The 22628-nt window shown below is 52.0% G+C and carries 15 protein-coding genes; 7 read left to right on the plus strand and 8 right to left on the minus strand.

Annotated features, from left to right (window positions below; all coding sequences use genetic code 11):
• Window positions 1-85: 85 nt before the first annotated feature.
• Window positions 86-1528 carry a di-heme oxidoredictase family protein gene (locus ACJJIF_RS05675; RefSeq protein ID WP_444931273.1) on the plus strand — a complete coding sequence of 481 codons (1443 nt, stop codon included), beginning with the start codon at window positions 86-88 and terminating at the stop codon, window positions 1526-1528.
• A 63-nt stretch (window positions 1529-1591) separates the two neighbouring features.
• On the opposite strand, the gene rraA is transcribed toward ACJJIF_RS05675, so the two are convergent.
• From rraA to ppsA, 3 genes are all read right to left on the minus strand, one after another.
• Window positions 1592-2071, minus strand: coding sequence for a ribonuclease E activity regulator RraA (gene rraA, locus ACJJIF_RS05680; RefSeq protein WP_444931274.1), 480 nt, complete (start codon window positions 2069-2071; stop codon window positions 1592-1594).
• A 134-nt stretch (window positions 2072-2205) separates the two neighbouring features.
• On the minus strand, window positions 2206-2769 hold the full coding sequence (locus tag ACJJIF_RS05685; RefSeq protein ID WP_444931275.1) for a L,D-transpeptidase: 564 nt from the start codon (window positions 2767-2769) through the stop codon (window positions 2206-2208).
• A 436-nt stretch (window positions 2770-3205) separates the two neighbouring features.
• Complete coding sequence (ppsA, locus tag ACJJIF_RS05690; RefSeq protein ID WP_444931276.1) at window positions 3206-5569, minus strand: phosphoenolpyruvate synthase; 2364 nt, start codon at window positions 5567-5569, stop codon at window positions 3206-3208.
• A gap of 190 nt (window positions 5570-5759) precedes the next feature.
• Between ppsA and ppsR the strand changes: the two genes are divergently transcribed.
• The 3 genes from ppsR (at window position 5760) to ACJJIF_RS05705 (ending at window position 8459) form a co-directional block, all read left to right on the plus strand.
• Window positions 5760-6587 (plus strand): phosphoenolpyruvate synthetase regulatory kinase/phosphorylase PpsR, encoded by an 828-nt coding sequence (gene ppsR, locus ACJJIF_RS05695; protein WP_444931277.1) that lies wholly within the window; start codon window positions 5760-5762, stop codon window positions 6585-6587.
• A gap of 73 nt (window positions 6588-6660) precedes the next feature.
• On the plus strand, window positions 6661-8019 hold the full coding sequence (gene pabB, locus ACJJIF_RS05700; protein ID WP_444931278.1) for an aminodeoxychorismate synthase component I: 1359 nt from the start codon (window positions 6661-6663) through the stop codon (window positions 8017-8019).
• A gap of 149 nt (window positions 8020-8168) precedes the next feature.
• Window positions 8169-8459, plus strand: coding sequence for a hypothetical protein (locus ACJJIF_RS05705; RefSeq protein WP_444931279.1), 291 nt, complete (start codon window positions 8169-8171; stop codon window positions 8457-8459).
• A gap of 46 nt (window positions 8460-8505) precedes the next feature.
• Here ACJJIF_RS05705 and cysB read toward each other — a convergent pair whose 3' ends face one another.
• Together cysB and ACJJIF_RS05715 are read right to left on the minus strand one after the other, a co-directional pair.
• Window positions 8506-9477: an HTH-type transcriptional regulator CysB gene (cysB, locus tag ACJJIF_RS05710; RefSeq protein WP_444931280.1), complete on the minus strand. Its 972-nt coding sequence runs from the start codon at window positions 9475-9477 to the stop codon at window positions 8506-8508.
• 294 nt (window positions 9478-9771) lie between these two features.
• The gene (locus ACJJIF_RS05715; RefSeq protein WP_444931281.1) at window positions 9772-10674 is read right to left on the minus strand and encodes a 5'-nucleotidase; all 903 of its coding nucleotides are present in this window, start codon (window positions 10672-10674) and stop codon (window positions 9772-9774) included.
• A 1063-nt stretch (window positions 10675-11737) separates the two neighbouring features.
• On the opposite strand from ACJJIF_RS05715, the gene ACJJIF_RS05720 reads away from it, so the two are divergent.
• Entirely contained in the window at window positions 11738-13543 is a 1806-nt protein-coding gene (locus tag ACJJIF_RS05720; protein ID WP_444931282.1) for a M4 family metallopeptidase, read from the plus strand.
• Between the two features lie 56 nt (window positions 13544-13599).
• Here the strand turns inward: ACJJIF_RS05720 and ACJJIF_RS05725 are convergent, their stop codons facing one another.
• Window positions 13600-14889, minus strand: a complete 1290-nt coding sequence (locus tag ACJJIF_RS05725) for an NAD(P)/FAD-dependent oxidoreductase (protein WP_444931283.1) — start codon at window positions 14887-14889, stop codon at window positions 13600-13602.
• Between the two features lie 187 nt (window positions 14890-15076).
• On the opposite strand from ACJJIF_RS05725, the gene ACJJIF_RS05730 reads away from it, so the two are divergent.
• Both ACJJIF_RS05730 and ACJJIF_RS05735 read left to right on the plus strand, forming a co-directional pair.
• Window positions 15077-16411, plus strand: coding sequence for a glutamine synthetase family protein (locus tag ACJJIF_RS05730; protein ID WP_444931284.1), 1335 nt, complete (start codon window positions 15077-15079; stop codon window positions 16409-16411).
• A gap of 420 nt (window positions 16412-16831) precedes the next feature.
• On the plus strand, window positions 16832-18979 hold the full coding sequence (locus ACJJIF_RS05735) for a M4 family metallopeptidase (protein ID WP_444931285.1): 2148 nt from the start codon (window positions 16832-16834) through the stop codon (window positions 18977-18979).
• A 530-nt stretch (window positions 18980-19509) separates the two neighbouring features.
• Here the strand turns inward: ACJJIF_RS05735 and ACJJIF_RS05740 are convergent.
• Complete coding sequence (locus ACJJIF_RS05740) at window positions 19510-21168, minus strand: alanine/glycine:cation symporter family protein (protein WP_444931286.1); 1659 nt, start codon at window positions 21166-21168, stop codon at window positions 19510-19512.
• 108 nt (window positions 21169-21276) lie between these two features.
• On the minus strand, window positions 21277-22302 hold the full coding sequence (locus tag ACJJIF_RS05745; protein ID WP_444931287.1) for a D-cysteine desulfhydrase family protein: 1026 nt from the start codon (window positions 22300-22302) through the stop codon (window positions 21277-21279).
• Window positions 22303-22628: the final 326 nt, after the last annotated feature.

A 22628-nucleotide genomic window follows, 5' to 3' on the forward strand; every position in this document is an offset into this window, starting at 1 on the left:
TCCTTTCAATTAAATAACCATTTTACTGAGAGGTCAGCTTTATAACTTTTTTGAAAGGAGGGTAAAAATAAACAAGGACTTTGATATGAAAAGACTAATAGCTATATCCTTCAGCAGCATCGGATTGATGTTCCCTTCATTAATTTATGCCGGCCTTATCGGCGAGGAACCACGCTTAGACCCAAAAGATAGAATCAGCCAGCATGAAATAACCCAAAACGAACTACACCTCGACGAAATACGTGAGGCGGGTTTAATTATTTTTAGCACCCCATTTAATCGCTACGATGGCTACGGTGACGGCCCCCATGAGCTGTCCGAACCGGACAACAACACCCCCGAGGGCGGCAACAGACCAACCCTCCAGGGCAACGGCACATTTTTGCGAGCCAATGGACTCGATGCACAGAACTGTCTGGAATGCCACACCATTATCAGCAATAGAACCGTCCCCGCCACACTGGGGATTGGCGGGGGCGGCGGTTTCTCTACCAGTGTATTATTCCGCCCCGCCAATATTGATATTATCGATGAAAATTTTGATGGTGTTGCCGAATTCAATGGGCGCCTAATCAACCCGGTATTTTTATTTGGCGCTGGCGGCATTGAATTGGTGGGCCGGGAAATGACTTATGAATTACAGGGACTCAAACAATACGCTCTCAACAATCCCGGCACTATCGTTGAGCTGGAAACGAAGTCCGTTAATTTTGGACATATTGTCGCCGACCAATATGGCAACCTGGATACCACTAATGTCGAAGGTATCGATCACGATCTGGTAGTCAGGCCCTTCGGACGAAAAGGTGACAATGCCTCAGTCAGGGAGTTTGATGTGATAGCCCTGGCATTTCACATGGGTATGCAGGCTGTGGAAGAATTTGGCGGGGAGACCGCAGATGCTGACAACGACGGGGTGGTCAATGAGATTTCTGTTGGCGACCTATCTGCACTCAGTATTTTTATTACCACTCTGGAGCGTCCATTTGACATTGACGAAAGGGAACACCGCGAAGGACGCCAGCTATTTTCAGATATTGGCTGCGCCGACTGCCATCGCCCGAACATGGTCACAGAGAGGAAAACCCTACCCTATAAGTTAACCGGCTCCCCAGAGGCACCCTTTGAAGATATTTTCTACGAGGTCGATCTGACTAAACACCCCACTAAATTTCGTCAGGCACGCAGTGGCGGTATAGAGGTTGAGATGTTCTCCGATCTCAAGCGCCACGATATGGGCGAGGGACTGGCCGAAAGCGCCTTCTTCCAGACGGAGCAGCAAAATCGTGAATTTATCACTGCCCGACTTTGGGGGGTTGCGGATACCGCACCCTATTTGCACGATGGACGGGCAACTACCCTGGCCGAAGCAATTTTCCTTCACGACAGCCCCGGAAGCGAAGCCAGTAGTGCGGCGCAGAACTTCAAATACTTGAGCAAAAGCGAACAAAATAAAGTCTTAGCTTTCTTGATGTCCCTAAGAATGCCGGAAGATCCAGTGGATGATTTAATTAATCCTCGCCGCTAAGCACATTGCTGGCAACCGGCGGCACCTTTAGTTTAGGGCTGCCAGTTGCCAGTGTTGAAAGGCTTAACTCAACGCCTTGTTCGCTATAATAACGCCATTGTTGTCCGCATACAGGTATTCCCCCGGACGAAAATCCACCCCACCAAAACTTACCACCAAGTCCCTTTCACCAACCCCTTTTTTTTCTGTTTTCATCGGATGGCTGCCCAATGCCTGCACCCCCAGATCCAATTGCGCAATTTCATCTACATCGCGTATACATCCGTACATCAAGATACCCTCCCAGCCATTGGCAACCGCTTTTTCAGCCAGCATATCCCCGAGACAGGCGCGGCGCATCGAGGCCCCGGCATCCACCACCAACACCTTGCCCTGGCCGGGTTCAGCCACCAGCTCGCGCACCAGGGAGTTATCTTCAAAACATTTGATAGTCACAATTTGCCCACCAAAACGTTCGCGCGCGCCATAGTTGATAAACATAGGGTCGACGACACGCACATCATCGGGATAGGCATCACATAAATCGGGGGTTGACTTGAGCATCAATATTCTCGCTGCAATTGATCAAAAAAATGATAATAACGAGAAAAAAGCGGGAGGGCTAAGAAGTAGATAAATACCGGGTATCACCTCAATGGATAATACCCGGCCAAGCCTTCGCTGCCACGAATTCGATACTAATGCGTAACTCGAACCGGAGTACCTATACGCACATGTTGATAGAATTTTTTTGCCATATCCGGGGGCATACGCACACAGCCGTGTGACGCCGGATAAGAGGGAACATGGCCAGAGGCATGCAGACCAACACCGCCATTAAAACGAATATAATTATTCATCTTCGCACCTCGATACACAGTCCCCAACGGGGGGCGATGCTTGCGAGTATTGACATCCGCTTTTACCACCCGACCCGTACGCCTATCGACAAAACTACCGTAAATAGATGAGCGGTGATAAGGGTGTTTGGAAAGTACACGGAAATGGCCGGGGCGCGTTCTATAGCCCTCTTTTCCAGAGGAAATACGAGAGACACCCACCAGCTTTCCGCCTTTATACAAATAGGCGCGCTGCTCACTCAAATCAACCCGGATTGATGCACTTCCCCCCTTAGCTGCGGCCCGATCATCAAACCAGTTTGCCGCGCGGGGGGCAGCACCTGCCGGCGGCGCCGCCATCAACGCCAGCAGGCACACCATTAAAAAGAGATGCAATATGGGGATTGGTAACTGTCTACTCACTTGCATAGATCACCTCACCGAGTCTGGCCCCTCCCTGCACGCCAGCAGACAAACAGCCTGGCGGCAACTTCTAATTGTGTGACTGCGGGGCAAATACCCACAGCGAGCATTGCTCTGAAGTACATTCGTGCAACCTGTCTTTTCGGGTTACACGAAGTCTTATAACTCTTTCGATTCTATTGAGGCACGCGGCAATATTTAGAATGAATTCTTCTTTGTGCGCAGACTGATAGAGACTTATATTTTTTGGATAATGTAGCCGACAAAAATTTCAAACAAAATTTGCAGAACAAAATAAGAAATTTCTAGGCTTTACCGCAACAGGGGACTCAAATTTTATTGCGACAGGCACAGCCACAATTAAAAAAAACAGCGGGGTAAGATAAGGGGAAATATTGGAAAAGCGGCCCGCAAAGGGGCCGCTTGCAAAGGAAGATTAAGCTTCCTCGTTAGCCAGGAATAGCCAAGTATCGACGGCGGTATCCGGGTTCAGGGAAACGCTGTCGATTCCCTCATCCATCAACCAGCGGGCAAAATCTTTATGGTCAGATGGACCCTGCCCACAGATACCCACATACTTGCCTGCCTTCTTACAGGCCTGGATCGCCCTGGACAGCAGCGCCTTGACCGCCGGGTTGCGCTCGTCGAACAGATCGGCAACCAGACCGGAGTCCCGATCCAGCCCCAGAGTCAGCTGGGTCAGGTCATTGGAACCAATGGAGAAGCCATCGAAGTGCTGCAGGAACTCTTCAGCCAACAGCGCGTTGGATGGCAGTTCACACATCATAATGACCTTGAGGCCATCTTCACCGCGACGCAAGCCGTTTGCAGCCAGCAGGCCGACTACTTCTTCAGCCTCTTCCGGAGTGCGCACGAAGGGCACCATAATTTCAACATTGGTCAGCCCCATTTCATCGCGAACTTTCTTCAGCGCGCGACACTCCAGGGCAAAACACTGGCGGAAATCTTCGGAGCGGTAGCGAGCCGCGCCACGGAAGCCGAGCATCGGATTTTCTTCGCTGGGCTCGTACAACTGACCGCCCACAAGGTGTGCGTATTCATTGGACTTGAAGTCGGACAGGCGCACGATAACGCGATTCGGCGCAAAAGCCGCCGCCAGGGTCGCGATACCCTCTACCAGTTTTTCGACGATGAAATCTTCTGGAGAATCGTATCCACCGATACGCTCACGAATATTCTGCTGCAGATCTTCCGGCAGGCTATCCAGTTCAAGCAGTGCTTTCGGGTGAATACCGATCATGCGGTTGAGAATAAACTCAAGGCGCGCAAGACCGACACCCTGGTTTGGCAGGTGGCTAAACGCAAATGCGCGATCCGGATTGCCCACGTTCAGCATAATCTTGAACGGCAGCTCCGGCATTTCCGCAACTTCAGTTTCCTCGCGCTGGAATTCCAGCTCGCCGGCCATCACAAAACCGGTATCGCCCTCGGCGCAGGAAACCGTCACCGGGGTACCGGTTTCCAGTAACTCAGTGGCGTTGCCACAGCCCACCACTGCGGGAATCCCCAGTTCACGGGCAATAATTGCCGCGTGACAAGTACGGCCGCCGCGATTGGTGACAATAGCGCTGGCCTTTTTCAACACCGGTTCCCAATCCGGGTCGGTCATATCGGTCACCAGGACTTCACCGTCCTGCATCAGTGCCATATCTTCTACGGATTCGAGCTTGCGCACCGGACCTGCGCCAATACGCTGGCCGATAGCGCGGCCTTCGCACAGCACATCGCTGCGCTCTTGCAGGCTGTAGCGCTCGATGCTGGTTCCCTGATCGCGGGAACGCACTGTCTCCGGGCGCGCCTGTACGATAAACAGCTTGCCGCTATCGCCATCTTTGGCCCACTCGATATCCATCGGGCGACCGTAGTGCTCTTCAATTTTGCGGGCCTGGATCGCCAGGTCTGTCAGTTCCGCATCGTTGAGGGCAAAGCGCTGACGATCTTCATCCGCCACCGGGACAGTCTTCACGGAACGACCACACTCGCCGCTCTTATCGTAAATCATCTTGATCGCTTTACTGCCGCGATTGCGGCGCAGGATCGCTGGGCGGCCCGCGTCCAGGGCGGGCTTGTAGAGGTAGAACTCGTCCGGGTTTACCGCACCTTGAACAACGGTCTCACCCAGACCGAATGCGGCGGTGATAAAGATCACATCGCGGAAGCCGCTCTCGGTGTCCAGGGTAAACATCACCCCCGCTGCACCGGTCTCACTGCGCACCATGTGCTGAATACCCGCAGACAGGGCAACACCCACATCGGCATAGCCGGTGTGTACGCGGTAGGCGATAGCGCGGTCATTGTAGAGGGAGGCAAAAACTTCTTTTACCGCTTTCAGTACCGCATCGATACCGCGAATATTCAGGAAAGTTTCCTGCTGACCAGCGAAGGACGCATCCGGCAAATCTTCGGCAGTGGCGGAGGAACGCACTGCAACAGCGGTCTCGGCGCCACCCAGAGCCTCGTAGCCCGCGCGAATTTCTTGCTCCAGCTGCTCTGGGAACGGGGTCTGTAGAATCCAGTTGCGGATCTCATCACCCGCCTGGGCCAGCTCGGTGACATTGCCGACATCCAATCCCTGCAAACGCTCGGCAATACGCTGTTCCAGCTGCTCGTGGGCCAGAAAAGCCCTAAAGGCTTCTGCGGTGGTGGCAAAGCCACCCGGTACGCTCACGCCGGCACCGGCGAGAGAAGAGATCATCTCGCCCAGCGATGCATTCTTGCCGCCGACTTTGTCGACATCGGCCATGCCCAGTTTTGCGAAGTCGATCGTGAAGTTCGTCAAGTGAAGGCCCTCTAAAATTCAGGTTGAGTGGCGGCAGATTATAAGGATGCGTTTTGTAAAAAATAGCCCGTAAAAATCGGCCAAAATGTTGTAAATTTTCTACAAAATTCGCAAGGTGCCAGAACAAAAGACCTTTGACCCAATCCTCTCTTACAATATCCCCCCTCACGCCAACAAACAGAGCACAAACATGGCAAAAGACAAACGCACCGCTTTCTTTATCTCTGACGGTACCGGTCTCACTGTGGAGGCGATTGGCCACAGCCTTCTCGCACAGTTTCGCGACCAACATGTTGAACAGGTCACACTCCCCTATATCGACTCCACCGAAAAAGTAAAGCAGGCCCTGCAACGCATCGAGAAAGCGGCCGATGAGTCCGGTTTAAAGCCCATCATTATTACCAGTATCGTCTCCGACCAAATCCGGGGGCAGCTACACCAAAGCTCTGCGCTGATGCTCGATATCTTCGAGAACTATCTCACCCCATTGGCCAACCTGTTTAACCGCGACCCCGCACAGATGGTCAATATTTCCCACGGCATCGACAACAATCGCCGCTATACCGACCGCATAGACGCAGTCCACTTTGCCATGGACAACGACGATGGCCGCAGGGTTAGCGAATTCCAGCAGGCCGACGTTATTCTTCTCGGGGTCTCCCGCTCCGGCAAAACGCCAACTTGCCTGTACCTGGCGCTCCAATTTGGCCTCCGCGCGGCAAACTATCCCATCACTGAAGAGGATATGGACTCCACCACCCTGCCAAAGATCCTCCGCCCATTTCGCAACAAACTGTTTGGTCTGACAATCGAGCCGGAGCGCTTGATGCAGATTAGACAGGAAAGACGCGCCAACAGCCGCTACGCTTCTAAGGCCCAGTGTGAATTCGAGGTGCGCCAGGTTGAGCAGATGCTGAGGCGGGCCCAGGTGCCCTTCCTCGACGCAACCCAACTTTCGGTGGAGGAGCTCGCCACCCGCCTGATGTCCCAGGCCGGTATTGAGCGCAGGATTGACTAAAGAGCCACACACACTTTAATTGCCGCCGCAAAATGTGTAGTGTGCGCCGTCTTCCAGACTGCTGTAGCTTGATATGCAAATTGTCCCCCTACCCTATTCGTTAAACACACCTGCCGCTTTTGCGGCAATAGCGGATTTACCTGTTCCCGTATGGCTGGACAGCGGCCGGCCACTGGCAGAGGGGGGGCGCTATGACATCATCAGCGCCGACCCGATAAACACTCTGGAGTTGAACGCCGACACCCCGGAGCCATTTGCCCAGCTGGATGATCTGGTGTGCGAGCTCTGCCCCCAGGACAGGGATTCACAGCTGCCTTTTTGCGGTGGCGTTATTGGCTACGCCGGCTACGAGCTCGGTGTAGAGGGAAATTACCTGCCCGCAGATATGCGCCCCACAGATCTGCCCGCCGGCTTTTTCGGGCTCTATACCTGGGCCTTTATTGCCGATCACCAACTGGGCAGCAGCCACCTGGTCTTCCACCCCGCCTGCCCGCCCCAGCAGGTTCACGAGTTAAAACAGCGATTTGCCGCTATCCGCTGGGAGAGCCCCCCCAGCACCGGCAACTTCCAGCTCCTGACACCGTTTGAGCACGAATTGAGTGCGGAGGCTTACCGGGCCCGAATCGAGCAGATACTGGAATATATCGCCGCTGGCGATATCTATCAGGCAAACTTTACCCAGCGCTTCCAGGCGCCCTATAACGGCGATCTTCTGGCGGCCTACCTGGCTTTGCGCACTCGGGCAGCGGGCCCCTTTTCCGCCTATATGGCCCTGCCTCAGGGCAGTCTGCTCAGCATGTCCCCAGAGCGCTTTATTCAAGCCGATGGTGCCAGCCTGCGCACGGAGCCGATCAAGGGCACAGCGGCAAGGCTGGTCGACAAGCTGGCGGATCAGCGCGCGGCCTTCTCTTTACAGAGAAGCCCCAAGGACCGCGCCGAAAATCTGATGATCGTAGATTTGCTGCGCAATGATTTCAGTAAATTATGTCGCAGCGGCACAGTGCGCGTTCCCGAGCTATTCCAGTTGGCGAGCTTCGCCAATGTTCACCATCTGGTCAGCGTGGTCACTGGCGAACTGCCGGAGGAGGCCGTCTACAGCGAGCTACTGGAAGCCTGCTTTCCCGGCGGTTCTATCACCGGCGCTCCAAAGCGGCGCTCAATGGAAGTGATACGAGAGCTGGAGTCCAGCCCCAGGGGCATTTACTGTGGCAGTATCGGCTATATCAGCAGCTGCGGCCGCGCCGATACCAATATCGCCATCCGAACTTTCAGTGCCAACAGTAGCCATTTAACCTGTGCCGCAGGCGGCGGCATCGTTGCAGACTCGGACCCCACGTCAGAACACCAGGAGTGCCTGACCAAAGTGCGCCTACTACTGGAAACCGCCGAACAATTTCTGCAGCAGCCGTCAAACTCACTAAAAAATGTCTAATTTTTAGTCTAAATCGGTGCATTTTGTAGCATCACTACAAATTTCAGTTATAAAGATATCGGCGATTGATATTTCAAAGTTATTAGGTGTTCTGATAGATTCGGTCCATCTTGCCTCTAATGGCATCGCACAGGATCAAGGAAATTATCGTGAAGATCACACTGGTCAAGAAAATTCTCGCCGACGGCTCTCCCTGCGCCAAGTGCCGCGACGTTGAAGAGAAGCTGGAAGAAAATGGCCAAATGCAATTTATCAACCAGACCCTTATCGCCGACGTGCGCGACCCGCAAAGCTCAGGGCTGCAACTGGCGCAACAGCACAAAGTAGAGCGCGCCCCGTTCTTTGTTGTAGAGCGCGAGGGCCAGGAGGCAGAGATCTACACGGTTTACTTTAAGTTTGCCAAAGAAGTTCTGCGCCCCCTCATTAACGTGGAGGCTTAATCACCTCCACCACAGGCCTCTCAGCTCACCGGCTTTTGCCCTCTTCTTAATAGACCGGCAACTCCATATCGGCAAACAGCGCATCCACCTCGGATCGAGATGTCGCTTGTGCCGCCTGATCGATCAGCTCTCGGGTGAGATGGGGGGCAAATTGCTGAATAAACTCATACATAAAGCCGCGCAGGAATATCCCCTTGCGGAAACCAATTTTAGTGACGCTCGATTCGAACAGGTCGCTCGCATCCAGAGCCACCAAGTCTTCATCTCCGCCATCGACCGCCATATCTGCCACAATGCCAATCCCCAGCCCCAGGCGCACATAGGTCTTGATAACATCCGCATCAGCAGCGGTAAAGACCACTTTGGGCGACAACCCTTTTTCCAGGAAAGCTTCATCCAGCTTGGAGCGACCGGTAAAGCCGAACACGTACGTAACGATCGGGTATTTCGCCACATCCTCAAGGGATAGCTTACTCACCTGGCAGAGGGGGTGGCCTTTCGGCACCAGAATGCAGCGATTCCAGCGGTAGACCGGCATCATGACCAGATCGCTAAAAAGCTCTAGGGCTTCAGTGGCGATAGCAAAATCAGCGGTGCCGTCTGCGGCCATCTCAGAGATTTGCATAGGCGTTCCCTGATGCATATGCAGGGAGACTTCCGGGTAGCGTCCAATAAACAGCTTTATGATTGACGGCAGAGCATAGCGCGCCTGAGTGTGGGTAGTGGCGACTGCGAGACTGCCTTTTTTATCGTTACTGAACTCTTGCGCAACCTGTTTAATATTCTCCACCTTGCGCATAATTTCGCCGGCGGTTTTTAGAATTGCCTCACCTGCCGGGGTCACCCTGGTAAGGTGCTTGCCACTGCGGGCAAAGATTTCCACACCGAGCTCATCTTCCAATAAGCGGATTTGCTTGCTAATTCCCGGCTGGGAGGTATAGAGACTCTGCGCCGTAGCAGAAACATTGAGGTCGTGATGGGCCACTTCCCAGATATATCGCAACTGCTGCAGCTTCATAAGTCCTCCCTTTCGTTCAGTGCGCTCCTGGCCAAGAGCGAATAATTCATTTTTTGGTTGATAGTTATAAAAACTATCTTGAGTTATACGAGAAAAGAATAGCAGTGAATCAGAGCCAGGGCCAATAGACGGTTGAATATCCGTGGTAGAGACGGAAGTGTCAATCTACTTTGGATGATGCCAGCCTTTCTGTCGGCATTATTTTCCAGTGCCCAGTCGCCTTGCTCGAAGTGGCGCGAGACACCGCATAAAATACGCCCAACAGAAACACCCCTCGCTCAATGATTGAAATACCTAGGCCTTAATATTGGCGATTCCATGGGGAACGTGGCCCGTCGCCACATGCTCAGCGGCAGAGGCACAGTGGCTGGGCTGATCATCAAAGAAGACATCGGCACCAAACGCCTGCAAAAACTCCCCCTTCGGCAACCCCCCCAGAAAAACGGACTCATCCACTCGAATATCCCAGGCCCGCAGGGTTCTGATAACCCGCTCATGAGCCGGCGCGGAGCGAGCAGTGACCAGGGCCGTGCGAATCGGACAAGTATCCATTTCAAACTCCGCCTGCAACCGGTGCAGAGCTTCGAGAAACCCCTTGAAGGGCCCACCGCCCAACGGTTTTTGTGCCGATACGCGCTCGGCCTCAGCAAAGGCCGCCAATCCCTCTCTTTTGTAAATTTGCTCAGCCTCATCGGAAAAAATGACTGCATCACCATCGAAAGCAAAGCGCAAAATATCATTCCGACTCTCGCGACTCGCCCCTGCAACCAGGGTTGCGGCTGCAACTCCCTGCTCCAATGCCCGGCGAACATCGACACCATCGGCGGAAAGAAACAAGTTGCACCCAAACGGAGCAATATAGCGGTACGGGCTTTCGCCATTACAAAAGGCTGCCCGTGAAATATCCAATCCGTAGTGCTCTATGGAGTTGAACACCCGCAACCCGGTATCCGCACTGTTTCTCGATAGCAGGATCACTTCGACCCTAGGCTCCCCCTCTAGAAGGTTATTAATCTTCAACAGCTTTTCTACCAGGGGGAAAGCATCCCCCCTGTTCAGGATGTCATTTTCCCGCTCAACCTGATAGTGGGAAAAGGCGTGCAGGCCCTGCTCCTCAAAGACCCTGTGGCTGTCACCGAGGTCGAATAGAGCGCGAGAGGAAATAGCAATTACCAACTTGTCAGGACGTACAGCCATTGAGACATCTCCAGGTCTTTAATCAACTAAAGTAACCTATCCCCACCACTCAGCGATAGTGCAGCGATACCAACGGCGATTCACAGCCCCAAAACACACTGATAGACGGGGTTGAAGAGTCCCCACCCAGAGAAAGGTTAGCGCCCAAGGTAAACGACAAGCCTATATTCTACAAATATGAGGATATAGGCAATCACACCCGCTCAGTTTTCACACCGACCCTGGGCACCTCTGAGCAATTCTGCGATACCTGTGCAAACTCCGCAGGATGGATCTTAAGGATCACAGCTGCGGTAAAGGGCTATATCCATGCGCGACAACACCTGTAACCGCCAAGGGCCACAGAGATATTGCGGGTTTATTTAAAGCCCCCTTTACACCCGCGCCATAGCATTGAGCGGGTTAAGACAATTTAGGCTTTAAGGTAAGGAATGGTACAAAATGCAATCTTATCGCCCCCAATTACCTCTGCAATATTTCCATACCCCCATCAAGGAAAATCAAAACAATAATAAAGTTTAAACTTTAAGTTAACCCAGCTACCAAATTCACACTTCATCAGATATAAAAATAGCAAAGCACAGCTTATGTGCACCTCAAATAAAATCCGTGAATTCCGCACCAAAAATTGGCAAGCAAATTGCGACCCCCAACCAATTCAAAAACCGAGGAAAATTATAAAAAAGCAACCCGCTATATCTAGCAATAAGTGACTAAACTACCCGTCAGACCTTCCTTAATTAACCGAACATATAAACAGAAAAAAATGTGACACACGCAACAAAATAAAAACATAAAGATTAAAACAATAATTTTAACGACACAGACATATTGCCATAAATAATAGCAGCGGATATCGTTATTCCGCCTTGTAATGGCAACAAAGCACCTCAGGAACTTCCGTGCAACCACATCCATACGGATTCCAACCGGTAGCGCGCGACAATTTCAACGGTGAAATTCGACGGGTCAATCTATCCCAGATCGCACTTTAAGCTGAGCTTTTCTAAAAGCTCCTGGTTTACCCTGGCCCATCGATAATAATCATAAAGAGAAAGCTAAAATGAAATATTTATTAGGAGCAGTAAGCACGCTCGCATTAACCATTAGCGCCCAGGCCGCAGAGCGCATTCCTGTCACAGCAGATCTGCTTTCCAATCAGTCGCTGGCCTCCATTGCCGGCTCTGATATGAAATTGGAAATGGTACGCGAACGTACACTTCCCAATGGGAAAACAGTCGCTCGATATCAACAGACTCACAAGGGCATTCCTGTTTGGGGGAAAACAGTTGCCAGCACCAAGCATGGTTTATCGCAAAAAGTCAGAGGGCATGTACTTTCAGGCCTTGAGCTTGAGGTTCCCACCGCTCGCGCCTCTATTGATGCCGACAATGCCATTGAACGGGCCATGACCCATCAGTTGGATTTGCGCGCACAAAAAGGGACAACTAAGCGGGCATTATCTATGCCCGCACTAAAGCTGAACGCCCAAAACCAAAAGAAAGAACTGTATGTCTACGTCGACGAAAATGACCAAGCTCGCCTAGCCTACCTGGTCAACTGGGTGGAGTACGGCGAAGAGCCAACCAGACCCTTCTATTTTATTGACGCCCTCACCGGTGAAGTTATTCAACAGTGGGATGGACTGGCCTTCCGGAACGCCACAGGCCCCGGCGGCAATGAAAAAACTGGGCGCTACGAGTATGGAAGCGACTATCCCAGCCTTGAGGTCGATAGCAGCTGCGCCATGAGCACCGACAACGTTGAAACGGTGGATATGGACCACGGTACCAGTGGGGGCAGCGTTTTCTCCTTCACCTGCCCGGAGAATGATCACAAAGAAATCAACGGGGCCTACTCCCCCCTGAATGACGCCCACTTCTTTGGCAACGTAGTTTTCAACCTGTACAGCGACTGGTATGGCTCATCACCACTCACGCAAAAATTAAAAATGCGTGTGCACTATAGCAGCAACTACGAGAATGCGTTCTGGGACGGTAGCCAGATGACTTTTGGCGATGGTTACACAACTTTCCATCCGCTGGTCAGCCTGGACGTATCCGCCCACGAAGTCAGCCACGGCTTTACTGAGCAAAACTCAAACCTGACCTATTCCGGCCAATCAGGCGGTATCAACGAAGCCTTTTCCGATATGGCCGGTGAAGCCGCCGAATACTATATGAAAGGCACTAACGACTGGATGGTGGGAGCCGATATTTACAAAGCCGATGGCGCCCTCCGCTACATGGATGACCCCACCCAGGACGGCCGCTCAATTGGCCATGCCGATGATTACTACAACGGCATGGATGTGCACTACAGCTCCGGCGTATTTAATCGGGCCTTCTATCTGATAGCGACATCAAATGGCTGGGATACCCAGAGCGCCTTCGACATTTTCGTACTGGCAAACCAGACCTACTGGAATTCAAGCACAGATTTTGTCGAGGGTGCCTGTGGAGCCCTGTCTGCGGCTGAAGATCTCGGCTATAACACAGCAACCGTCACATCGGCATTTAACACTGTCGGCGTATCTACCAGTAGCTGTAGTGACGATGGAGGCTCCGGCTCTGAGGGCTGGGAGGAGACCAACTTATCAGGTCGCCGCAATAGCTGGCAGCACTTCACCCTGGACGTACCCTCCGGCGCCTCCTCTTTAACCGTAGAGATGTCCGGCAGCAATGGCGATGCCGACCTCTATGTTCGCTACGGTGCCACACCCACATCCAGCAACTGGGACTGCCGCCCCTATTTGTCGGGCAATGAAGAAACTTGCACCTTTAACAATCCCAGTGCCGGCACTTGGTATATCAGTGTACTCGGCTACACCTCATACCGAGGCGTAACACTGTCTGCTCAGAGCGAGTAACAGCCATGGCGGGTGCCGATACACTTGCGTATCGGCACCCTCTGCCAGCACTTGTATTAATTTCCAATCTTGTCCAATAAACTGTGGTAGAGCATTCCCAGCACCAGGCCCGGCCATCTCAGTAAAGTACCGCCGGGAAAGGTTGTTTGCGGAAGGGAGGAAAATACCTGGTAACCTTCACTCTCCCCGTAAATAGCATCTGCCAGGAGCTTTCCGGCAAAAGTTGCCGTGGATATACCGTGCCCAGAATAGCCCTGACTGTAATATAGGCCGGGCTGCAACTGCCCCATGCAGGGCATACGGTTCACCGTAATAGCCAGCGTCCCTCCCCAGCCAAATTCAACCCCAATATTTTCCAACTGCGGATAAACTCTCAACAGATACCTGCGCACAAAGCTGCGAATATCTTTTGGGAAACGCTTGGTGTAATTTTCTCCACCGCCAAAAATTAATCGGTTATCACCAGACAACCTCCAATAATTGATCACAAACAAGCTATCTTGCAGGGCAAAATCATTGGCGATGACCTCTTTGGCAAGACCTATCGGCAAAGGCTCTGTGGCGAGAACAAAGTTATTAATAGGCATAATACGTCCAGCCAGGCGCGGCTCCAGATTTTTCAGGTAACCGTTACAAGCTAAAACCAGCTTTTCCGCCCTCACCTGCCCTCGCGCAGTACTAATGCTGAAGGGGGAAGCCCCTGAATACCCCAGTACGCGACTGCCCTCAAAAAAGCTGACTCCCGCCGAAGCCCCTGCACGGGCCAAACCCAAGGCAAAATTTAGTGGATGGAGGTGCAGCGAACCAAAATCCACCTGGGCCCCAAGATAGCGTTTACTGCCGACAAGTTGCCGGGCTTCACCTTTCTCCACATACTCTAATTGTCTATACCCATATTTCTTCCTGAGCCTTTCGGCTTCATACCTCAGGTATTTATCGTGACTAGCCTTTGCCGCAAGATGCATAATTCCGCGCTTCAGGTCACATTGAATCTGGTGCCTGACTATAAGGCTCTCTACCAGCTGGACCGCACTGATACTCAAGCTCCAGAGCTGTTTGGCAACCCCAAATCCGAACATAGCCTCCAGATCAGCCTGACTCCGCCTTTGTCCGACACCAACCTGGCCACCATTCCGCCCTGATGCCCCCCAACCAATTCGCTCAGCCTCCAAAAGAACCACGCGATAACCCCGCTCGGCCAAATGCAACGCACTGGAAAGCCCGGTATAACCGCCACCCACAATACAGACATCCGCTTGCACATCCCCTTCCAGACAGGGGTATTCGCAAGAATCATTGGCCGTAGCGGCATAATAGGATTTAACATGCCCATCCAACTCCTTCACGCTAAACCTGCCGCAATTTGATTCACCTTCATATTTTTACCTGCCGCCCTCAAATGCCACTTAAATAAACAGCGAAGTTTCAAGCGGCAGTATATAGTTCCTCTAGGGAGATCAGTTTCAGCGCGGGATTCAGGGGCGCCGATTACGAAATTTCATTCAGGGAGGAACGACAACCTACGGCTAACCCATGGATAAAATTATAACCTGGCTGGAAAATCACAATATTACAGAAATCGAGTGCCTGGTTCCCGACATGTCAGGCAATGCCAGAGGCAAATTCACCCCCACCAAAAAGTTCCTAACTCAAGACAGTCGCCTGCCAGAAAGTATTTTGGTGCAAACCGTTACCGGGGACTATGTCGACGAACACAACGAACTTGTTGATCCCGCAGACACGGATATGCGTCTGATCCCAGATCCCAGCTCAATGCGCTTAAATCCTTGGGCCAATGATCCAACAGCACAAATTATTCACGACTGCCACTATCGCGATGGAACCCCCCACCCAATAAGCACCCGCAACATTTTAAAGTTTGTCCTTAAAAAATATGCAAATAAAGGGTGGGAACCCGTTGTTGCCCCGGAAGTAGAGTTTTACCTTATCAAAAGAAACCTGGACCCGGACGAAAAATTATCGGCGCCAGTAGGAAGATCAGGACGCACGGAAAAAACCCGCCAATCCTATAGTATAGACGCTACCAATGAGTACGAATCTATTATTGAAGATATCTATGATTTTTGCGAAACCCAGGGAATTGATATCGATACGCTAACCCATGAATCAGGCACCGCACAAATAGAAGTCAATTTCCGCCACGGGGACCCCCTTCAACTGGCCGATCAAGTTTTCACCTTTAAGCGTACAGTGCGCGAAACCGCCTTGCGCCACGGCATTTATGCCACTTTTATGGCAAAGCCCATGGAGGATGAGCCGGGAAGTGCTCTACATTTACACGAGAGCGTAACAGACAAAAAAACCGGGAAAAATATTTTTGTCGATAGCAAGGGAGAAGAAAGCCATAACTTCTTGTATTTTATTGGCGGAATGCAGAAATACACCCCTGGATTTATTAGTTTTTTCGCCCCGAACGTCAACTCCTACCGCCGTTTCACACCGGAGATGTCTGCACCCACCAGTCTCCACTGGGGTTACGACAACCGAACAACAGGTCTTCGTGTCCCCGATAGTCCCCCACAAAGCAAACGCCTTGAAAACCGCTTCCCCGGGGCAGACTGCAATCCCTATCTCGCTATAGCGGCCTCTCTCGCCTGCGGATATTTGGGCATGATTCACAAAGTGGCAGCGAGCGCACCCTATCAGGGCGACTGCTCCAAAGAGCCGATTACCCTACCCCGCACACAAGAACACGCTCTAGCACTCCTATCGGATTGCGAAGAGGCAAAAGAAATGTTTGGCATAAAATTCGTAAAAGCCTGGAACGCAATTAAGCGAAGTGAATACGAGGAATTTAATCGCGTGATCAGCTCCTGGGAACGAGAATTTCTATTATTAAATGTATAAACAACCACCCCTTCAAACCCCACAAAAACAATAAATCATTATCTGAAATTTTATTTTTCGAAAAAAACCACCCTCCCACGCTCTTTCTCCGGCAGAACATTACCTCCTAATTTGTGACTCCCCATGCAAAAATATCGAAAAAAATTAAAATATATTAGTTTGCCATCATCTTTATATTGCCTACGCGCCGATGCAGGGTAATCTCTGCTTGCCCAATATGTTTGGGCAACCGGTTTGAGAAAGCGAACGCCACTGCCGCAGGTGCGGTCCCTTCCCTGGCGACGGTTATCTTCTGCTGTCTTACCGCAAAAAAAATCCAGCCCGTATCAGCCAGCCAGATTTAATACGGCCCCCACACGGGAAAACCGCTGTACGCAGGCGGATTTATATATAAAAAAGCTATAAAAGGGAAAGCTAGCAATGAAGCATTTTGTAGGACTCAGCTGCACTTTAGCGATAGCTATTAGTGCACATGCCGTTGAGCGTGTCCCCGCCACAGTGGATATGCTCTCACCACAGACGTTAGCAACCGCTGGCGGATCGGATATGGCGCTCGAAAAAGTTCGTGAGCGCACCCTCATCAATGGTAGAACTGTAGCCCGCTACCAACAGACTCATAAAGGTATTCCTGTCTACGGCCAAACGGTCACCAGCTCTGGGCAGGGTCTAATTACCGAGGTTCACGGTGATGTGATTACCGGATTAGAGCTGGAAGTTCCCAATATCAGAGCATTTATCGACGAAGAAAATGCGATTGAACGGGCAATGGACCACCAGATTAACTGGCGTGCGCAACAGGGAATCGCTCAGCGCACGCTGTCACTTCAAGCACTAAAACTGGAAGCGCAAAACCCGAAAAAGAAACTCTATATCTATATCGATGAGCAAAATGATGCTCGCCTGGCCTATTTGGTCAATTGGGTAGAGTATGGCAGTGATCCCACACGCCCCTTCTACTTTATCGATGCGATGACCGGTGAAGTTATCAAGCACTGGGACGGCTTGAATTTTCAGCAGAATGCCACGGGACCAGGGGGCAACACAAAAACCGGGCGCTACGAGTACGGCACTGACTACCCCCACATGATTGTTGATAACAGCTGCGCCATGGATACGGACAACGTCGAAACCGTTGACATGAACCATCGCACTAGTGGCGGTAGCATTCACTCATTTACCTGCCCGGACAATGATTACAAGGAAATTAACGGCGCCTACTCACCACTCAATGATGCCCATTTCTTTGGTGGTGTCGTCTTTGACCTCTATAGCGACTGGTACAATACCTCGCCACTGACACAAAAACTGCGAATGCGGGTGCACTACAGTAACAACTACGAAAATGCCTTCTGGGACGGCAGCCAGATGACATTTGGTGACGGCCAGAGCTATTTCTATCCGCTGGTTAGCCTCGATGTTTCCGCTCACGAAGTCAGCCACGGCTTTACTGAACAAAACTCAGACCTGAATTACTACAACCAGTCCGGTGGTATCAACGAAGCCTTCTCTGATATTGCCGGTGAAGCCGCCGAGTACTATATGCGCGGCAGCAATGACTGGCTTGTCGGCGCTGAAATCTTTAAGTCCAGTGGCGCACTCCGCTACTTTGAAGATCCAACCGATGATGGCAGCTCCATTGGTCATGCCGATGACTACTATAACGGCATGGATGTGCACTACAGCTCCGGCGTCTTTAATCGAGCCTTCTACCTGCTGGCTAATACCAATGGCTGGAACACCCGCACAGCATTCGACACCTTTGTTCTCGCCAACCAAATGTACTGGGGTGCCAATACAGATTTTGATGAAGGTGGCTGCGGTGTTTACTCAGCGGCATCCGATTTGGGCTACGACACCGCCGACGTTGCTGCCGCATTCGCCACAGTAGGTGTCTCCACTAGCGCCTGCGGCGGCGGTGGTGGTGGCGGTAACGACGGCGGTGAACTCGAAAATGGTGTCCCCGAGACCGGCATCGAGGGCAACTCTGGTGATGAAATAGACTTTACTCTGGATGTACCCGGGGATGCCACAGACCTCTCCTTTGTCATGTCAGGTGGCAGTGGAGATGCCGACCTCTACGTGCGCTTTGACAGCCCACCGACAACCAGCACCTATGACTGTCGCCCATTTAACTCGGGCAACAACGAGACCTGTGATATCGCTAACGTACAAGACGGAACCTATTACGTCATGGTGCGCGGCTACAGTTCCTTCTCCGGAGTCAGTCTGGTAGGTAGCTACACCGACGGTGGCGGCGGTGGCGGTGGCAGCGACAGCTGGGAGGAAACCGACCTTTCCGGTTCTCGCCGGAGCTGGCAGCACTTCACTATTGAAGTGGATAGCGGCGCCTCAACCCTGGATGCTGTAATGGAAGGTGGCAGTGGCGATGCCGACCTCTACGTTCGCTTCGGTCAAGAGCCAACGCGCCTGGCTTACGACTGCCGTCCCTACCAGTCAGGCAATGATGAAAGCTGCAGTATTAGCAATCCGGATGCCGGCACCTGGTATATCAGTATCCGCGGCTACTCTGCATACTCTGGCGTTACCCTGAGCGCCAGCACTGAGTGATAGGAGGGCGCCCACCCTAGCAACTTTATGGGCTGGGCGCCGCACTCAATCGATCGAAGCAGCAACAGCGATCGGGAAATCCCCCCGATACGGATCCATTAAGTGCTTTCATTTACCGATCAGACACAAAAAATCCGGGGCCCTTAATAAGGGCTCCGGATTTTTATGTACTTCAAGCCAAATATGGTTGCTCCCCACCCTGTCACAGTAGAGCAACTCTTCTCTCGCCCTGAAGCCTCCCGTCAAAATACTGAAAGCCGTGCCTGCAAACAGCGGGTTCCGCACCTCCCTGGCAAGCGCCCGCCCCCTAAAAAGGACAGCCCGGGGTTGGTAAGACTCTATAAACTGAGCGACAACCAATCAACGCCCTATCTCAGCTGCCAAAACGCTGTCGCCGGCCTTGGCGCCGAGCAAGAACACAATCCCCCAGGGGCAGCAAAAGATGGGAACTATAAGACCCCTAAAAAAAATGCCAGTCAGCTTCACTGACTGGCATTCAGGTATGACTACCTAATTAAACCCAAGCCAACTTACTTATGACTTGAATCTTTCCAGTAGTCTCTCACCGTATCTTTCATCTCCTTGGCCAACACAGTAATACCAAACAGGTTGGGCAAGGTCATAATCACAATGGCTACCGCAGAGAGGTTCCAGATTACCGTAGTGTCCTCAATCGCTGCCCAGAAGAATGCAATAACATACACAATTCGGTAGGGCATCACCGCTTTGGGGCCAAAGAGGTAAACCATTGAACGGTCACCGTAGTAAGACCAGGCAATCGCTGTTGAGAAAGCAAACAACAGAATACCCAGGGTGACGATTAATCCTCCGTATTCACCAAAGTAACCGCGCTGGAAGGCAAGGTTGGTCAGAGCCACAGAGTGCACCAGGGATTTGCCCCAGATATCCACATCCTCATTGGCAAACTTACCATCTTTTACATCCAGAACACCGCTAAAGCTGTCTTCGCCCACGCGGAAGTTCAATTCTTCGGCAATAGAACGGGCATGAATCAGGGTAAAGTCCTGACTATTTTGAGGGAGGCCATCGGTCACGACAATAGAGCCGTTATAGGCTTTAACATCGCTGGACTGGCCACTCAAATACTTGAATAACTGCTCAACTTCCTGAGTATTCTTCTCATCGTAGCTACCCGCTACAACGTAAGTATCCGCACCTTCAAACAGGTTCTCATGCTTCTCGCTCCAAACACCGGAAGAAAGAATAACAAGCCCGGTCAGAGTACAAATGATAATGGTGTCGATAAAGGGTTCCAGCAGAGAAACCATACCCTCGGAAACCGGCTCATCGGCACGGGCGGCGGCGTGAGCAATGGGTGCAGAGCCCTGACCCGCCTCATTCGAGAAGAGACCACGGTTCACACCACGGTTAAAGGCATAGGCAAAGCTCGCCCCCAGGAATCCACCCACAGCCGCACTGCCAGTAAAGGCATCGCGGAAAACAGCCGCAAAGGACGGCAAAATGTTTTCGTAGTTATAGATAATAACGGCCAGGGCACCAATCACATAGATAACTGCCATGGTGGGGACAATGGTGGAGGTTACCTTAGCGATTCGAGTGATACCGCCAATAATCACCATACCCAACAAAACTGCCAAGACACCGCCAGTCAGCGCCTTCTCAACCCCAAAGGAGTCATGCATTGCCTGGGCAATATTGTTGACCTGGGGCAAGCTGCCGGTACCGAAGGAGCAGATAACCGTCGCAATGGCAAAGAGCACCGCGAGCCACTTCATGTTTAAGCGGCGCTCCATGTAAAACATGGGGCCACCCGCGTAGTAACCATCCGCCGCTTTAATGCGGTATTTATGCGACAGGGTAACTTCCACAAATTTTGTGGTCATCCCCAGGAAAGCGGTCATCCACATCCAAAACAGAGCGGCTGGACCACCGAGGAAGATGGCCAAACCAACACCGCCGATATTACCGGTACCAACGGTACCCGACAGCGCTGTGGCCAGTGCCTGGAAGTGGGAGGTATCACCCGGATCGCCAGGCTTGTCGTACTTGCCCCGCACAATCTTAATCGCATGCCCAAAATAGCGGAGCTGCGGAAAACCGAGATAAATGGTGAAAAAGAAACCGACTCCAAGTAACACCCAGGGGAACCAAGGTGCTGAGCCGAGCATGCCGTCTACTAACAACAGCAGATTGTTAAAGGAATCCAAACTAACCCCCCACTACTCTGACTTATTTCTGTTTGTTTTATGCACAGTTAAACTGCAATTTGTAGCGCAGATTAGCAGCTTACGCAGCACTAGAACAGTAATGTCGCATTATTCAGCCGCCATATGGAAGTGCTCCCGGTATGGGAAAAGGCCAAACTGCCCTCCAGTATGGATAAAAACCAAGTGCTTCGCCCCCTTATATTTTCCCTTTTTTAATTCCTGGAGCAGACCGTAAAATGCCTTACCGGTGTAGACCGGATCGAGAAGAATTCCCTCTAAACGGGCCAGCTCCCGTATAGTCTGATACACCTCGGGCTCCGCTACGCCGTATGCGGGCCCCTTATAGTCATCGTTGACTAAGATTTCGAGAGATTGCAAATCCACAGGGACTTGCGATCGCTGCATCCACTGCGAAATATCCTCGCGCACCTTCTCCCGAAAATAACTGGCGCTGTCGCAAACGGCAAAACCCGTAACCTTGGTTCTCGCCTGCAACAGATGGTGCCCCAAAGTGAGTCCCGCCTGGGTTCCCCCACTGCCACTAGCACAAACGATGTCATCAGGGACAAATCCCCGCTGAGTACAATCTGCCAATAGCTCCTGGGAAGCAACGATATACCCCCAGATACCCAGACCATCGCTAGCACCGGTGGGGATACACAAAGATTTGTGCCCCCGGGACTGATACTCTGCCACCCAGCCATCAAACAGCCCCTGTAAATCCCGGCCGTACTCTTTTGCTGAGTAGACAGCGATCTCGGCACCGGCCAGATGGTCCAGCAGGAGGTTACCATCCGCCTCTAAATCGCTTTCTCCCCGCAGGATCAATTGCACTTTGAACCCCAGGCGAGCGCCCAACAAAGCTGTGGTGCGGCAGTGGTTGGACTGCACTCCACCGCAGGTAATCAAAACCTGTGCCCCCTGGGCTCGGGCTTCAGCGGCAACAAATTCAAGTTTGCGTAACTTATTGCCCGACATACCGAACTCGGTAAGGTCATCCCTCTTCACCCAAATCGTAGGTCCACCATAGGGGCGAGAGTAGCGATCGCTGATACGCTCCAGCGGTTGCAGCGGTGTTGGCAGGTTTGCCAGGCGCAACTGCTCAGGCAGCGGTATTGGTAAGCTCTTAAGCACGGAGGATCAAACCTGCACTGGTCGGTTATTGAGCTATGAGACTACCCTATACAAGGATACTGATCACTGAAAAATTACCCTCCCCCTGAGTTCGGATTGCTCGATACAACTCCTCGATACAACAGCAGAGAGCCAATTTTTCACAGATAGAAAACCTATCTTCTCTACCTGCTCTTCACTTTGTGCCCCGCCGACTATTTTTTGCGCGGTGCAGGAATTTCATCGCCTGCAACACAAGCGCCCAGCCCCTATAGCTTTTAAGGCCGACAGGGAGATTGCCGGCTCACTCGGTCAGCAGCCCTATCAGCAGATACAAAAAAGCCCGG

It is taken from the genome of Microbulbifer regidiadema (SeqCode) (genome assembly GCF_052467605.1).